At 44.9% G+C, this 14,725-nt stretch carries 13 protein-coding genes; 6 read left to right on the top strand and 7 right to left on the bottom strand.

Features of this window, described 5'->3' with window-relative positions; genetic code table 11:
• Positions 1-200: 200 nt before the first annotated feature.
• Positions 201-1,430: a phosphoglycerate dehydrogenase gene (gene serA / locus ATB76_RS22140; protein ID WP_038870325.1), complete on the top strand. Its 1,230-nt coding sequence runs from the start codon at positions 201-203 to the stop codon at positions 1,428-1,430.
• A 76-nt stretch (positions 1,431-1,506) separates the two neighbouring features.
• Here the strand turns inward: serA and ATB76_RS22145 are convergent, their stop codons facing one another.
• Both ATB76_RS22145 and ATB76_RS22150 read right to left on the bottom strand, forming a co-directional pair.
• Positions 1,507-2,202, bottom strand: coding sequence for an oxidative stress defense protein (locus tag ATB76_RS22145; protein WP_038870326.1), 696 nt, complete (start codon positions 2,200-2,202; stop codon positions 1,507-1,509).
• 257 nt (positions 2,203-2,459) lie between these two features.
• Positions 2,460-3,356, bottom strand: a complete 897-nt coding sequence (locus ATB76_RS22150; RefSeq protein WP_042602350.1) for a LysR family transcriptional regulator ArgP — start codon at positions 3,354-3,356, stop codon at positions 2,460-2,462.
• Between the two features lie 140 nt (positions 3,357-3,496).
• On the opposite strand from ATB76_RS22150, the gene ATB76_RS22155 reads away from it, so the two are divergent.
• Both ATB76_RS22155 and ATB76_RS22160 read left to right on the top strand, forming a co-directional pair.
• Positions 3,497-4,126 (top strand): LysE/ArgO family amino acid transporter, encoded by a 630-nt coding sequence (locus ATB76_RS22155; RefSeq protein WP_039976408.1) that lies wholly within the window; start codon positions 3,497-3,499, stop codon positions 4,124-4,126.
• Between the two features lie 24 nt (positions 4,127-4,150).
• The gene (locus ATB76_RS22160) at positions 4,151-4,633 is read left to right on the top strand and encodes a YbaK/EbsC family protein (protein ID WP_038870332.1); all 483 of its coding nucleotides are present in this window, start codon (positions 4,151-4,153) and stop codon (positions 4,631-4,633) included.
• 63 nt (positions 4,634-4,696) lie between these two features.
• On the opposite strand, the gene mscS is transcribed toward ATB76_RS22160, so the two are convergent.
• The 4 genes from mscS to epd form a co-directional block, all read right to left on the bottom strand.
• Positions 4,697-5,563: a small-conductance mechanosensitive channel MscS gene (mscS, locus tag ATB76_RS22165; protein WP_038870334.1), complete on the bottom strand. Its 867-nt coding sequence runs from the start codon at positions 5,561-5,563 to the stop codon at positions 4,697-4,699.
• Between the two features lie 458 nt (positions 5,564-6,021).
• Complete coding sequence (fbaA, locus tag ATB76_RS22170) at positions 6,022-7,098, bottom strand: class II fructose-bisphosphate aldolase (RefSeq protein WP_038870335.1); 1,077 nt, start codon at positions 7,096-7,098, stop codon at positions 6,022-6,024.
• Between the two features lie 153 nt (positions 7,099-7,251).
• Positions 7,252-8,412 (bottom strand): phosphoglycerate kinase, encoded by a 1,161-nt coding sequence (locus ATB76_RS22175; protein WP_038870336.1) that lies wholly within the window; start codon positions 8,410-8,412, stop codon positions 7,252-7,254.
• A gap of 153 nt (positions 8,413-8,565) precedes the next feature.
• Complete coding sequence (epd, locus tag ATB76_RS22180; RefSeq protein WP_038870338.1) at positions 8,566-9,603, bottom strand: erythrose-4-phosphate dehydrogenase; 1,038 nt, start codon at positions 9,601-9,603, stop codon at positions 8,566-8,568.
• Positions 9,604-9,802: 199 nt separating this feature from the next.
• Here epd and ATB76_RS22185 point away from each other — a divergent pair, with 199 nt between their 5' ends.
• Complete coding sequence (locus tag ATB76_RS22185) at positions 9,803-10,039, top strand: hypothetical protein (RefSeq protein ID WP_042602349.1); 237 nt, start codon at positions 9,803-9,805, stop codon at positions 10,037-10,039.
• A gap of 50 nt (positions 10,040-10,089) precedes the next feature.
• On the opposite strand, the gene tkt is transcribed toward ATB76_RS22185, so the two are convergent.
• Positions 10,090-12,084 carry a transketolase gene (gene tkt, locus ATB76_RS22190; protein WP_038881148.1) on the bottom strand — a complete coding sequence of 665 codons (1,995 nt, stop codon included), beginning with the start codon at positions 12,082-12,084 and terminating at the stop codon, positions 10,090-10,092.
• Positions 12,085-12,451: 367 nt separating this feature from the next.
• Between tkt and metK the strand changes: the two genes are divergently transcribed.
• On the top strand, positions 12,452-13,606 hold the full coding sequence (gene metK, locus ATB76_RS22195; protein WP_038868143.1) for a methionine adenosyltransferase: 1,155 nt from the start codon (positions 12,452-12,454) through the stop codon (positions 13,604-13,606).
• Positions 13,607-13,886: 280 nt separating this feature from the next.
• A complete protein-coding gene (locus ATB76_RS22200; protein WP_038868141.1) occupies positions 13,887-14,684 on the top strand; it encodes a DUF2189 domain-containing protein in 798 nt (265 codons plus the stop codon).
• Positions 14,685-14,725: the final 41 nt, after the last annotated feature.

Here is a 14,725-nt window from a genome sequence, read left to right on the forward strand (position 1 = left end):
TTTTTCTTTCTTTTTCTAAGAAAAGCATGCCTTATTCCGTAATTTTCTTACCCAAAGCAAAAATTTTTTGTTACTTTATTGAACAGAAGACGCACAGGGAAACGTTTGTCTTCCAACAAAACTGTTAATTATCCCCTTTTTAATGGTTTTGCTTTATGTGCGCCACATTAGCCCACCTTTCCATTTTAAGGACGAGAAAAATGGCCAAAGTTTCACTGGAAAAAGAAAAGATTAAGATCCTCTTGCTAGAGGGACTCCACCCTTCTTCAGTTGAAGTTCTTCAAGCAGCTGGCTACAGCAACATTGAATATCACAAAGGTTCCCTTTCTGAGGAAGAACTGATTGAAGCAGTAAAAGACGTACACTTCATCGGTATCCGCTCCCGAACAAACCTATCGAAAGACGTGATCAATGCGGCGAACAAGCTAGTTGCGATTGGCTGTTTTTGTATTGGTACCAACCAAGTAGACCTCAACGCTGCTTCGGTGCGTGGTATCCCTGTATTCAACGCACCTTTCTCAAACACGCGCAGCGTTGCAGAGTTGGTTCTAGGTCAAATCCTGTTGCTTCTTCGTGGCATTCCAGAAAAGAACGCACTCGCGCACCGTGGCATTTGGAAAAAGAGTGCAGACAGTTCTTACGAAGCTCGCGGGAAACGTCTGGGCATTATTGGTTACGGTCACATTGGTACGCAATTAGGTATCATTGCCGAAAACCTAGGCATGCGTGTTTACTACTACGACATTGAAAACAAACTGTCTCTAGGTAATGCGACACAAGTGCTCACCATGAGTGAGCTACTAAATAAATGTGACGTCGTTTCTTTGCACGTACCAGAGACGCCAGAAACCAAGAACATGATGGGTGAGGAAGAGTTCGCGCGCATGAAGCCGGGCGCTATCTTTATCAATGCGGCGCGCGGTACTGTTGTTGATATTCCGGCTCTATGCCACAGCCTAGAATCAGGCCATATTTCTGGAGCAGCTATCGACGTATTCCCTGTAGAGCCAAAAACCAACGCCGATGCGTTTGAGTCTCCACTACAGAAGTTCGACAACGTTATCCTAACGCCACACGTCGGTGGCTCAACACAAGAAGCACAAGAAAACATTGGTGTAGAAGTTGCGGGTAAGTTGGCGAAGTACTCAGACAATGGTTCAACACTGTCGAGCGTGAACTTCCCAGAAGTATCACTGCCAGAGCATCGTGAATGTTCACGTCTACTCCACATCCACAAAAACCGTCCTGGTATCCTGACGCAAATCAACACCATTTTCGCAGAAGACGGCATCAACATCGCCGGCCAGTACCTACAAACCGCAGCTGAGATCGGCTACGTAGTGATTGACGTAGAAACCTCTCGCGCAGCAGAAGCATTAGTTAAATTAAAAGGCATCGAAGGCACCATTCGTGCCCGAATCCTTCACTGATCACTGACTTGCAAATACAAAAAAGGCAGGGACTTCCCTGCCTTTTCTCATTCTATGAATCGTAATGTTATCTGTACTATTTAAGCCTGTATACGACGTCCACTTGGTCACGAATCACCAACGTTGAATCTTGATAGCTATTTGAACTCTCTCTTGCATCCATCGCCACAGAGCGCATCAATACTGGGCGTGCGTGCATTTGGTTGTAGTTAATCTGCCACACATCACCTAACTTCTTATCAAAACCTGTCGCTAAAGAAGCCGCTTTGCTTTGTGCATCTTTAATCGCTGCCATGCGTGCTTTTTGTTGGTACTCAGATTGGTTGCTTACTTTAAGCTGAATGTTGTCAACTTGGTTGATGCCCGCCTTTAGCGCCATATCCAAGTACTCATTCAAGTTCGCCAAATCACTCACAGTCACATCAATACTGCGTGAAGCTCGATAACCCACAAGTTCCGCTTTACCCGATTTAGGATAGTGGTACTGAGGAGCAAGGTACAGATTTGAGCTAGTAATATTGTCTTTCGACAAACCGGCATCAGCTAAGCTCTTAAGAAACTCATCAACCGTATTATCGACAGATTGCTTCGCCTGTTCTGCCGTCATGGTCGTATCAACAACCTTTACAGAAAAAGCCGCCATATCTGGCGTCGCGACAACTTCACCGTAGCCAGTGGTTGATAAATGGGCAAAATTCGGCACATCATTCGCAAACACAGAAATACTAGTAAGGCTTAGGGCTGAAGCAAGTAAACATGAAGACAGTTTCATTCGACAAATCCATCCGTATTGAAAGACTAAGATCACTCCAGTTGCCTGAGTTCAAGGCGATAGACTCGATGAAAGCCATGGCAGATAAGTTGCTGTCTTGAATTCGCAAATAGATAAAACAGCAATGAACAGGAGTGTATATAGACTCATCATAGAAACTTCTGGCAATTATCCAAGCACCTTAAGCGACTTCTAACACAACTTTGACTGTGTAACTTCATGGTAATTTCGACTCAAAACGCGAGCGAAGTGGGAACTTATTGCGGTAAGTGTTTTTGAGCGTAACTCACAATTGCTTGCGATATCTCTTGCAGCACTCCAGTTTCCAACTGCCAGTGATGCCAATAAATGCGATAAGACATCAAAAAGCCAGGTGTAATATCGATAAGCTCCCCTTTCTCCAGTTCATCGGTGATCTGTAGTCGAGGAATCAAGCAATAAGCGACTCCAGCTAACGCCATTTTGAGGAAAGCTTCAGAACTACTAATGTTGTGATGGATGACACTATCCGGTCTGACGTTGAAGTGCTCCGTTAAAAACTTCTTATGCAGATCATCGTACTGATCGTAGGAAACCGCTGGTGCTTTAGCTAACGTTTGATTGTTCACGCCTTCGGTAAAATGGCGCTGATAGAACTCAGGGTTAGCGACACAAACATAATCGATGCGACCTAGGTAATCCGCTCGACAACTCGGTATGGCTTGTGATTCTAAACTTATAGCCCCTGCTACCTCACCACTTCTGAGCTTTTCAATCGATCGTGATTCTCCGTAGATCGTCAACTTAAGTTCAACTTGGCGATGCTTCATCACATCTTGTAAAGCCGGTAGTAACCACGTTGCTAAGCTGTCGGCATTAGTCGCGAGTGAGAGCTGAACGGGGCGAGTTGTGGTGTCGTTTTTTAGCTCAGGAAGGATTTCATGCTCAAGCAACCTGACGCGACGATAAAGCCCGAGTAGCTTCTTACCAATTGGGGTTGGCTTTGGCGGTTGCTCACGTATAAGTACCGGTTGGGCAAGGTACTTCTCAAGCTGTTTGATACGTTGGGAAATGGCTGATTGCGAAACAAAAAGGTGCTCAGCAGCTCGGTCAAAACTGCCCTGATGAACTACCGCATCTAACGCTTCTATCCATTTATAATCCAATCCTCGCACGTGTTTTTCCTCCCTAATAAACGCCAACAGCACTAAATAAGTAACGCTAATAATATATTAAAATCATTAATTATACTTATTTAATGAAAAGCTTTATCTTCCCCTCCTCTATTGTTCTATTACTAATGTTGAGGTGTGTTGTGAGCTTTTGGGTGTTATTACAAGGATTCGGTTTAGGTGCGACCATGATCATTCCAATCGGTGCGCAAAATGCGTATGTACTTAACCAAGGCATTAAGCGTCAACATCATCTAACGACTGCGACCATCTGTAGCATCCTAGATATGATTTTTATCTCGCTCGGTATTTTTGGTGGCGGCGCGATTCTCTCGCAAAATGAAATCCTACTTACCTCAGTCACTTTAGGTGGTATTGCCTTCTTAAGTGTTTACGGTTTACTGTCACTAAAAAGTGCATTCAAAGCAGCAAACGCCTCTGAATCGAATGGTGAAGTCGTCGCACGAGGCCGTCGCACCGTAATTCTTGGCGCACTTGCCGTCACAGTGTTGAACCCGCACCTGTACTTAGATACCGTAGTGATCTTAGGTTCAATTGGTGGTCAGTTTGAAGGTAATGATCGCATCGCATTCGCTATGGGCACCATCATGGCTTCCTTTGTATGGTTCTACACGCTCTCATTAGGTGCGGCAAAATTGGGGCCAACGCTCTCAAAACCAAAAGTGAAAAAAGGCATCGATATTGCGGTTGCTACTATGATGTTTACTATCGCTTTTGTACTTGCGAATGAGTTAGTCACCAAATACTGGTAAAGATAAATAGGAAAGAAACACGACATGGAGTCACTGGAAAAAATCCATCAAATCAATCGAGAGCGATTCAACGCGCTCTCCATCCCCTTTCGAGAGTGGCAACATGAAGCCATTCTCGACTTCGAAACCGATGTCAAAGTTGCCGCACAACTCGGCTGGACTGGCACTCATACTAAGAGCCTTTTTCTCAAGCTAAAAGGACAAGGTTACGCAGTATACCTGACTGACAAAGACTCTCGTTTAGACTCCAAACAAATCAAAATTATGACTGGTAAAAGGCCTTCTATTTGCAGCGACGATGAAATGATTGAGCAGCTAGGTTGTGTACCTGGCGCAGTTTGTCCTATTGGCTTACCTGAGCATGTCACCATTATCGTCGACACGGCACTCTACCAGCATGATGAGTTGCTTTATACGCCAGGTTTACCCGAATTAACCTTTGGCTTTGCAGGTAGCGAACTTAAACGTCTGCTCCTCGCTGGCAGTAACACTCTGTTAGAACTTTAGAAAATCCGGATATAAAAAAAGCGAGGCCATTGCCTCGCTTTTTCATGTTCTCAATCGAAGGGATTAAGCTTCTACTTTGTTCAAATGAACATCCATTTGTGGGAATGGAATTTCGATGCCTGCTTCGTCCAACGCTTCTTTGATTGCTTGAGTTGAATCGAAGTAAACATCCCAGTAATCAGACGTTTTACACCATGGACGAACCACGAAGTTCACTGAAGAGTCTGCTAGTGCTAGGACACCGATTTGGATTGCAGGATCTTTCAGGATACGCTCATCTTTTTCTAGCACGTCACGGATAACTTGCTTAGTTTGCTTAAGATCAGCGCTGTAAGAAACACCGATAACTAGGTCTACACGACGCGTAGCGTGGCGAGAGTAGTTAGTGATTGCGCCGCCGATAACTGATGAGTTCGGCACAACAACCATTTTGTTGTCAGGTGTCTTTAGTACAGTTTGGAAGATTTGAATTGCTTCAACACTACCAGCTACACCACCGATTTCCACATAGTCACCAGACTTAAATGGACGGAATGCAACGATTAGCACGCCAGCAGCAAAGTTAGATAGTGAGCCTTGTAGAGCAAGACCAACAGCAAGACCAGCCGCACCAATTACCGCAACTACAGATGCAGTTTGAACACCTACACGACCTAGTGCCGCAATCAATACAATAACAAATAGAAGGTAACGAACTAGACCGTTGACAAACTCAACAACCGCTTTGTCCATTTGTTTCTTTTCAAGCACTTTTGAAACGCTGTTTGCTACCGCTTTAACGATAATGTTACCGATAAATAGGATCAGCAGTGCAGAAATGATGTTTACACCGTACTGAATAAGAAGATCTGAGTTGTTATTTAGCCACGTTTCCGCTTTGCTCAAACCATCCGTTAAAGAGGTATCGATACCCATCGATTCACCTGCCATAATTCGTATCCTCAAAATAAAGATATAAAAATCTAATTGCCGTTAACTTATGAACCTTGTTTTTTATAGGTTCTTATTCACAACAACATCCCTATTGTTTTCCTGAACAGTGTCAGATTTTTGGCACAATATCTCAAAACTGAAATTTTGCAAAGTCAGAATTTCGCAAAGACCTACAAAACAAAGCTTTATCAGAATTTTCCGATATTGGCATGTTACAGAGTACGCAATGGATTTACATTTCGCCACACTTTTTAATTGCTTTTATGCCACTTGGTGCGGAAATGCGCTGGGTTTCGAAATTTGCGCCAAAACTGAAGGGATATGAAGTGCGGTGATCATATAGCAGTTGATTGAGTTATCAATTGCTAAAAGAAAGAGAATGGTCGCTGTCTCATTGATTAGACATAAAAAAACCCGCTCGGAGAGCGGGTTTTTAGAAACTCAAATAAGACGAATTATAGTACGTCGATTGCGTTTAGGTCAGAGAATGCTTTCTCTAGACGAGCTACCATTGAAGCTTGACCAGCACGCAGCCATACGCGTGGATCGTAGTACTTCTTGTTTGGCGCAGATTCGCCAGTTGGGTTACCGATTTGACCTTGCAGGTAATCAAAGTTTTCTGCAGAGTAAGTACGGATACCATCCCAAGTTGCCCACTGTGTATCAGTATCGATGTTCATTTTGATAACACCGTAGCCGATAGACTCTTGGATTTCAGCTTCAGATGAACCTGAACCACCGTGGAACACGAAGTTTAGAGCGTTTGGTGCAATACCGAACTTCTCTGCACAGTATGCTTGAGAGTCACGTAGGATAGTTGGAGTTAGTACAACGTTACCTGCTTGGTAAACACCGTGTACGTTACCGAAAGATGCTGCAATAGTGAAACGTGGGCTAATAGCGTTTAGTTTCTCGTATGCGTAAGCAACGTCTTCTGGAGAAGTGTAAAGCTCTGATGCGTCCATGTGAGAGTTATCAACGCCGTCTTCTTCACCACCAGTACAACCTAGTTCGATCTCTAGAGTCATACCCATTTTCGCCATGCGAGCTAGGTATTTGCCAGAGATTTCGATGTTCTCTTCTAGAGACTCTTCAGAAAGGTCGATCATGTGAGAAGAGAATAGTGGTTTACCAGTTTGAGCGAAGAACTCTTCACCAGCGTCTAGCAGACCGTCGATCCATGGAAGCAATTTCTTAGCAGCATGGTCAGTGTGAAGGATTACTGGAACGCCGTAAGATTCAGCAACTGCGTGTACGTATTTTGCACCTGCTACAGCGCCAAGGATTTGTGCACCTTGACCTTCAAGTTTCACGCCTTTACCAGCGAAGAAACCAGCACCGCCGTTTGAGAACTGAACAACAACAGGAGCTTTAACTTTCGCTGCAGCTTCTAGAACACCGTTGATTGAGTCAGTGTTAACAACGTTAACTGCTGGAAGAGCAAATTTGTTCTCTTTTGCTACTTCAAATACTTTCTGAACGTCATCGCCAGAGATAACACCTGGTTTTACGAAGTCGAAGATCTTAGACATGGATGTAATCCTATTTATCTGTCGTTTTATAAACAAAACTTGTTAAATTGAAAATCTTGCAAACGTTTGCTCACAACTGAGGCTATTTTAGCAGAGTTCCTCTCGCGTTGCAGCAAACAAGAAAGCGGGAGAGGACTCCCGCTTTACTGAATATTACTTAGCGCGTGCTTCTAGCATTTCAACTGCTGGAAGAACTTTACCTTCTACGAACTCAAGGAAAGCGCCGCCGCCAGTAGAGATGTAAGATACGTCAGCTTTGATACCGAACTTGTCGATAGCCGCTAGCGTGTCACCACCACCTGCAACAGAGAAGCCTTCAGAAGATGCGATAGCGTCGGAGATACCTTTAGTACCTGCTTCAAAGTTCTTGAATTCGAATACGCCTACTGGACCGTTCCATAGGATAGTCTTAGCGTTCTTCAAAATTTCTGCTAGTTCAGCAGTTGAATCTGGACCAAGGTCGAAGATCATGTCGTCGTCTTGTACTTCAGAAACGTGCTTGATTTCAGCTTCTGCGTTCTCGTCGAATGCTTTCGCACATGCAACGTCAGTTGCTACTGGAATTGCACACTCGTCCATTAGCTTCTTAGCTGTTTCAACTAGGTCTGCTTCGTATAGAGACTTACCAACGTTGTGGCCAGCAGCTGCGATGAATGTGTTAGCAATACCACCACCAACAACTAGTTGGTCAGCGATTTTAGATAGAGACTCAAGAACCGTTAGCTTAGTAGAAACTTTTGAACCACCTACGATAGCAACCATTGGACGAGCAGGCTTGTCCATTGCTTTACCTAGTGCTTCTAGTTCGTTAGCTAGTAGAGGACCCGCACATGCTACGTCTGCGTGCATGCCTACACCGTGAGTAGATGCTTGTGCACGGTGAGCGGTACCGAATGCGTCCATTACGAAGATGTCACATAGAGCAGCGTATTGCTTAGACAGTTCTTCTTCGTTTTTCTTCTCGCCTTTGTTAAAGCGAACGTTTTCAAGAACAACTAGCTCACCAGCGTTTAGTTCTAGACCGTTTAGGTAATCTTTCGCTAGTTTAACTTCGCAATCTAGTGCGTCGTTTAGGTAGTTAACTACTGGTTGTAGAGAGAACTCTTCAGCGTATTCACCTTCAGTTGGGCGACCTAGGTGAGAAGTAACCATTACTTTAGCGCCTGCTTCTAGACAGTGCTTGATAGTTGGAAGAGATGCGATGATACGTGCATCAGAAGTTACTTTACCGTCTTTTACTGGCACGTTTAGGTCAGCACGGATAAATACACGTTTACCTGCAAGATCCAGGTCAGTCATCTTGATTACAGACATGATGTGTCCTCTCAAATATTAAATAATTAAAGTTTTTAAAAACTCGGCAATCCTGCCAAGCCCGTTAATTCTTCAAACTGGTTATTGATATGGAGATACGTCAGATTTATTTCAAGGCTTAAAATAAAAAATTTCTCCATCGCTTCCTCACCATTAAGGCTCCACTTGTGAAGAAGCTTGCATTGCTAAAGCGGTATCCAGCATCCGGTTAGCAAAGCCCCATTCGTTATCGCACCAAACAAGCATTTTTACGAGTTGCCCGTTGCTCACTCGAGTCTGAGTTCCATCCACAATGGCACTGTGGGGATCATGGTTAAAGTCGATGGAAACGAGCGGCGATTCAGTATAGTCAACAATGTTACGTAATGTACACTGAGATGCGTTAACAATGGTTTGATTTACGTCATTAACTTTCACATTTGTACTAATTGTGACACTTAAATCCATCGCGGTGACGTTAACTGTCGGAACTCGAACCGAAATGGCTTCGAATTTGTTGGAAAATTTCGGGAAGATTCTTTCAATTCCCTTATGCAACTTAGTATCGACAGGAATGATGGATTGGCTGGCAGCACGAGTACGACGTAAATCATTATGATAAGCGTCAATCACCTGCTGATCGTTCATTGATGAATGGATAGTAGTAATGGTGCCCGACTCAATGCCAAAGGCTTCATCTAAGACTTTAATGATAGGAACGATACAATTCGTCGTACACGAGCCATTAGAAACAATGCGATGCTCGCCTTTTAGCGTTTCATGGTTCACGCCATAAATGATGGTGTTGTCGAGGTCATTTGCACCAGGGTGAGAAAACAGGACTTTCTCTGCACCTGCTTCAATATGAGCTAAACCATCCGCTTGTGAGCCAAATACGCCAGTGCAGTCTAAGACAATATCGACCTCTAGATCGCGCCATGGCAACAGGTCGATTTCAGCGAGGTGAAGGATTCGAATGGGGTCATATTCACCACTGTCATGATGAACATAAAGATGCTCTTGATCGTGAGAGATTTTCTTTCCGAAGCGGCCATGACTAGTGTCATATTGCAGAAGATGGGCCATTGCTTCCGGTTGTGCAAGCTCATTGACAGCGACAACCTTAATTTGTTGATGTTTACCGCTCTCATATACTGCCCGCAGTACATTACGACCGATACGTCCAAATCCATTGATCGCAACCTTTAGCATTTCTCCCTCGCCTCACCAAAAATTCGTGTCACAGATAGTACCTGATACGAAGGCAGAACGCATTAAGTAAGTGATCTCACTCGCGGTAAACTATCTTTTCACTTCACGATACATTCACATTGCCAATATATTCATTTCTGACCTCGCGTATTTCACTTAGCACTTTAACTCCTTGTTTGATCATCAAAAGGAAATGCGTATGTCAGGTTTTCCCGCTGCTCACTTTTGTCAGCGATGCAATAAAGAAACACCACACTCTGAAGTGCTGGTCCGCAAGCCAAGTCGTTATGATACGGATAAATCGATTCTTGGAACGTTAAAACTTTGGGCTCATACCTTGCTAAATGGCGGTCACTATTACGATATGGATCGCTATGTCACTTGTAAGGAATGTGGGCACAAGGAGAGAGACAACTGGGGAAAAGAATTTGAATAGGCACAAAAAAACCGAGCATTAACGCTCGGTTTTTCATTTATAACGTGAAATTACGCTAGCAATTCTTGTGCTGTGTTCACTACGTTTTCTACAGTGAAACCAAACATTTCAAACAGCTGGTCAGCCGGCGCAGACTCACCGAAGGTTGTCATACCTATGATGCGGCCGTCGAAACCAACGTACTTGTACCAGAAGTCAGCAATGCCCGCTTCTACCGCGATACGTGCCGTTACGTCTGATGGTAGTACAGATTCACGGTAAGCAGCGTCTTGCTTGTCGAATGCATCTGTTGATGGCATTGAAACAACGCGTACTTTCTTACCTTCAGCCGTTAGTTGCTCAGCAGCTTTCACTACTAGCTCAACTTCAGAACCTGTCGCGATTAGGATTAGCTCAGGCTTACCATCGCTGTCTTTCAGGATGTAAGCACCTTTTGCGATGTTCGCAACTTGCGCAGCATCACGATCTTGTTGCGCTAGGTTTTGACGAGAGAAGATAAGTGCAGTTGGCGCATCTTTACGCTCAATCGCCAGTTTCCATGCTACTGCAGATTCAACTTGGTCACATGGACGCCATGTACTCATGTTTGGAGTCAGACGTAGTGAAGCCATTTGCTCAACCGGTTGGTGAGTTGGGCCATCTTCGCCAAGGCCGATAGAGTCGTGCGTGTAAACTTGGATGTTCTGAACTTTCATCAGAGCAGCCATACGCATAGCGTTACGAGCGTATTCCATAAACATTAGGAATGTTGCGCCGTAAGGAACGAAACCACCGTGTAGAGCGATACCGTTCATGATCGCAGTCATACCGAATTCACGTACACCGTAGTGGATGTAGTTACCAGAGAAGTCGTTCGCTTCTAGAGACTTAGAACCTGACCACATGGTTAGGTTAGAAGGCGCTAGGTCAGCAGAGCCGCCCATGAATTCTGGAAGCATTTGACCAAACGCTTCTAGAGCATTTTGAGATGCTTTACGTGATGCAATGTTCGCTGGATTAGATTGAAGATCCGCAATAATTTGGCTCGCTTTTTCTTCCCACTCTGCAGGAAGTTCGCCGTTTAAACGACGTTTAAGCTCTGCCGCTTCTGCTGGGTAAGCCGCTGCGTATGCTTCAAACTTCGCATTCCAAGCTGCTTCTTTCTCAGAACCTGCTGGTTTTGCATCCCACTCAGCGTATACGTCTGCTGGAATTTCAAATGCTGGGTGTTCCCAACCTAGGAACTCACGTGCTGCTGCGATTTCGTCTGCACCTAGTGGCGCACCGTGACAGTCGTGTGAACCTGATTTGTTTGGAGAACCAAAACCGATGATGGTTTTAGTACAGATCAACGTAGGACGAGGGTCTGCTTTTGCCGCTTCAATAGCAGCATTGATCGCTTCAGAATCGTGACCATCTACAGCAGGGATAACGTGCCAACCGTAAGATTCAAAACGCTTAGGAGTGTCATCAGAGAACCAACCTTCTACGTGACCGTCGATAGAAATGCCGTTGTCATCCCAGAATGCGATCAGTTTGCCAAGGCCTAGTGTACCAGCAAGAGAACAAGCCTCGTGCGAGATACCTTCCATTAGACAGCCATCGCCCATGAACACGTAAGTAAAGTGGTCAACGATGTCGTGACCTTCTTTATTGAACTGTGCCGCTAGCGCTTTCTCAGCCATTGCCATACCAACCGCGTTGGTGATGCCTTGACCTAGAGGACCAGTCGTTGTTTCGATACCTGGTGCGTAGCCGTACTCTGGGTGACCAGGAGTCTTAGAGTGAAGCTGACGGAAGTTTTTAAGATCGTCGATAGACAGCTCGTAACCGCTCAGGTGCAGTAGAGAGTAAATAAGCATAGAGCCGTGGCCGTTAGACAGCACGAAACGGTCGCGGTCTGCCCACTCTGGGTTAGCTGGGTTGTGGTTTAGGTGAGAACGCCAAAGAACTTCAGCGATATCAGCCATACCCATAGGTGCGCCTGGGTGGCCAGAGTTAGCTTGTTGAACACCATCCATGCTAAGAGCGCGGATTGCATTTGCCAGATGTTTACGAGAAGACATGTCTGCTCCTGAGTGCATTAAGCGAATTGATAAAGGAATGTGGGCGCTTTTATCTTACTAAGAAGGGATAAAAGCGCCGCAATATTCTCTCAGAGCCAAATTCTGACTGCAAACGTTTTACTCACCATTTTTGAGGTTTTAACTCAATCTTTTCGCTGATTGTCTGCATTTTTCTATAAATTCATCATCCTTCAAGCAAACGATTGGGTAATAAGTCAGATGAATTGGATTGGAAAAAGAACTTGTAATTCGAACACGGCAATTTAAAATAGACGTCTAGATGTAGAAACACCTACAAACTGTATTGTATTTTTCGTGGCAAGCTTGCGTTAGTTAGCCATGAGTAAACCTTAAGATTGGAGCTATCATGGCTAAGCACCTGTTCACTTCTGAGTCGGTATCAGAAGGTCATCCAGATAAAATCGCAGACCAAATCTCTGACGCAGTTCTTGATGCAATTCTTGAGCAAGACCCAAAAGCGCGTGTTGCTTGTGAGACTTACGTTAAAACCGGCATGGTTATGGTTGGCGGCGAAGTAACAACGTCAGCATGGGTTGATATTGAAGAAATCACTCGTGAAACTGTTCGTGAAATTGGTTACGTTCACTCTGATATGGGCTTCGACGCGAACTCGTGTGCGGTTCTAAACACCATCGGTAAGCAGTCTCCAGACATCAACCAAGGTGTTGATAAAGCAGACCCTAAAGAGCAAGGCGCCGGCGACCAAGGCATCATGTTCGGTTACGCAACAAACGAAACTGAAATCCTAATGCCAGCTCCAATTACTTACTCTCACCTACTTGTTAAGAAGCAAGCTGAAGTTCGTAAGAGCGGTAAACTAGACTTCCTTCGTCCAGATGCGAAATCTCAAGTAACGTTCCAATACGACCAAGGTAAGATTGTTGGTATTGATGCGGTTGTTCTTTCGACTCAGCACTGTGATTCAGTAACAACACCAGACCTACGTGAAGCAGTAATGGAAGAGATCATCAAGCCAGTATTGCCTTCAGAGTGGATCACTAAAGACACTAACTTCTTCATCAACCCAACCGGTCGTTTCGTTATCGGTGGTCCAATGGGTGACTGTGGTCTAACTGGTCGTAAAATCATCGTAGATACTTACGGCGGTGCAGCTCGTCACGGTGGTGGTGCATTCTCAGGTAAAGATCCATCGAAAGTAGACCGCTCAGCAGCTTACGCGGCACGTTACGTAGCGAAAAACATCGTAGCAGCTGGCATGGCTGACCGTTGTGAAATCCAACTTTCATACGCTATCGGTGTTGCTGATCCAACGTCTATCATGGTTGAAACGTTCGGTACTGAGAAAGTATCACACGACATTATCATTGAAGCGGTTCGTCAAAACTTCGACCTACGTCCATACGGCCTACAAGAAATGCTTAACCTGCTTCAACCTATCTACAAGCAGACAGCAGCATACGGTCACTTCGGTCGCGAAGAGTTCCCATGGGAAGCTACAGATAAAGCAGCTATCCTACGCGATTTCGCTGGCATCAAGTAATCGAGCCACACAAGAATCGATAAAGCCCTCGCCTTTGGCGGGGGCTTTTTGTTCCCTCCTCCCTTTTTCTTTCCTATCTCTTTCTTGAACAAAAATTCAGCATTTATTTGTAAATTGCCCTAACTCCGCCAATAGTTAACATAATGTTAAATGCACTTTCCGATGCATATAACGTATAGAGATAAGGTGCGGACTCACGTGATGAAAAAAGTAATGAAAACGTCAGTCAGGCATCCTTTATGGCCTAGGTGCCACCGTGGGAATAAATCAAGGAGGAGTTATGCCTCGTACCGTGAATCCGTCTGACTTCCAAAATAAACGAAAGGAAGTCCCAGATAACGAATATGCCAGAACCATTCCGTGCAATACCGTGAATCTTTCGGCCCCATTCCATTGGCTCTCACTGGGTCTGCACGACTTCGTTCGCATGCCAGTCATTAGTGCCTTTTACGGCATCTGCTTTATGGCCGCCGCTATTGGTATCGTGCTTCTGGTTCAATGGCAAGGCACACACTTAGTGGTGATGCCGAGTCTAATTGTCTACATGCTAATCGGCCCATTCCTAGCACTAGGCTTATATGACGCCAGTTGGGAGAGAGAGCGTGGACACAAACCAAGCTTGTTCCATTCAATGAAAGCCATTGGACGAAATTCGACTTCTCAATGGGCATTCGCTGTAATGCTCGCGGTATGTATGATTTTCTGGATGCGAATTGCCGCTCTGCTTCATGCACTTTATCCGTCCGTTCAAGGCGCGCCACTGACTGACTTCTTGCCTTTCTTAGTGATTGGCTCTCTAGTTGGCTTGGTATTAGCGTGCATCGTGTTCAGTATTTCTGCTTTTTCTATTCCTTTAATGATGGAAAGGCGTGTAGACATGATGACCGCCGTCTTTACCAGCTTTAACGCTGTGAAGTCGAACATTCCTGCGATGATCGTATGGGCAGCCATCATTTGTGGCGGTATCTTAATTGGATTTGCAACGTACGGCATAGGTATGCTCTTCACCATGCCAATCCTCGGTTATGGTACTTGGCATGCTTACCATGCAACGATCAAGAAAAAACACACGCCTTAGAAAACTGATGTTATGATCCTGCCCTCGCAAACGCGGGGGCT

Source organism: Vibrio sp. MOR3 (assembly GCF_001557775.1).
Taxonomy (GTDB): domain Bacteria; phylum Pseudomonadota; class Gammaproteobacteria; order Enterobacterales; family Vibrionaceae; genus Vibrio; species Vibrio jasicida.

Excerpts from the sequence above, each read along its gene's own strand:
- serA (WP_038870325.1), top strand. The coding sequence starts at position 201 with ATGGCCAAAGTTTCACTGGAAAAAGAAAAGATTAAGATCCTCTTGCTA.
- ATB76_RS22145 (WP_038870326.1), bottom strand. The coding sequence starts at position 2,202 with ATGAAACTGTCTTCATGTTTACTTGCTTCAGCCCTAAGCCTTACTAGT.
- ATB76_RS22160 (WP_038870332.1), top strand. The coding sequence starts at position 4,151 with ATGGAGTCACTGGAAAAAATCCATCAAATCAATCGAGAGCGATTCAAC.
- mscS (WP_038870334.1), bottom strand. The coding sequence starts at position 5,563 with ATGGCAGGTGAATCGATGGGTATCGATACCTCTTTAACGGATGGTTTG.
- fbaA (WP_038870335.1), bottom strand. The coding sequence starts at position 7,098 with ATGTCTAAGATCTTCGACTTCGTAAAACCAGGTGTTATCTCTGGCGAT.
- ATB76_RS22175 (WP_038870336.1), bottom strand. The coding sequence starts at position 8,412 with ATGTCTGTAATCAAGATGACTGACCTGGATCTTGCAGGTAAACGTGTA.
- epd (WP_038870338.1), bottom strand. The coding sequence starts at position 9,603 with ATGCTAAAGGTTGCGATCAATGGATTTGGACGTATCGGTCGTAATGTA.
- ATB76_RS22185 (WP_042602349.1), top strand. The coding sequence starts at position 9,803 with ATGTCAGGTTTTCCCGCTGCTCACTTTTGTCAGCGATGCAATAAAGAA.
- tkt (WP_038881148.1), bottom strand. The coding sequence starts at position 12,084 with ATGTCTTCTCGTAAACATCTGGCAAATGCAATCCGCGCTCTTAGCATG.
- metK (WP_038868143.1), top strand. The coding sequence starts at position 12,452 with ATGGCTAAGCACCTGTTCACTTCTGAGTCGGTATCAGAAGGTCATCCA.
- ATB76_RS22200 (WP_038868141.1), top strand. The coding sequence starts at position 13,887 with ATGCCTCGTACCGTGAATCCGTCTGACTTCCAAAATAAACGAAAGGAA.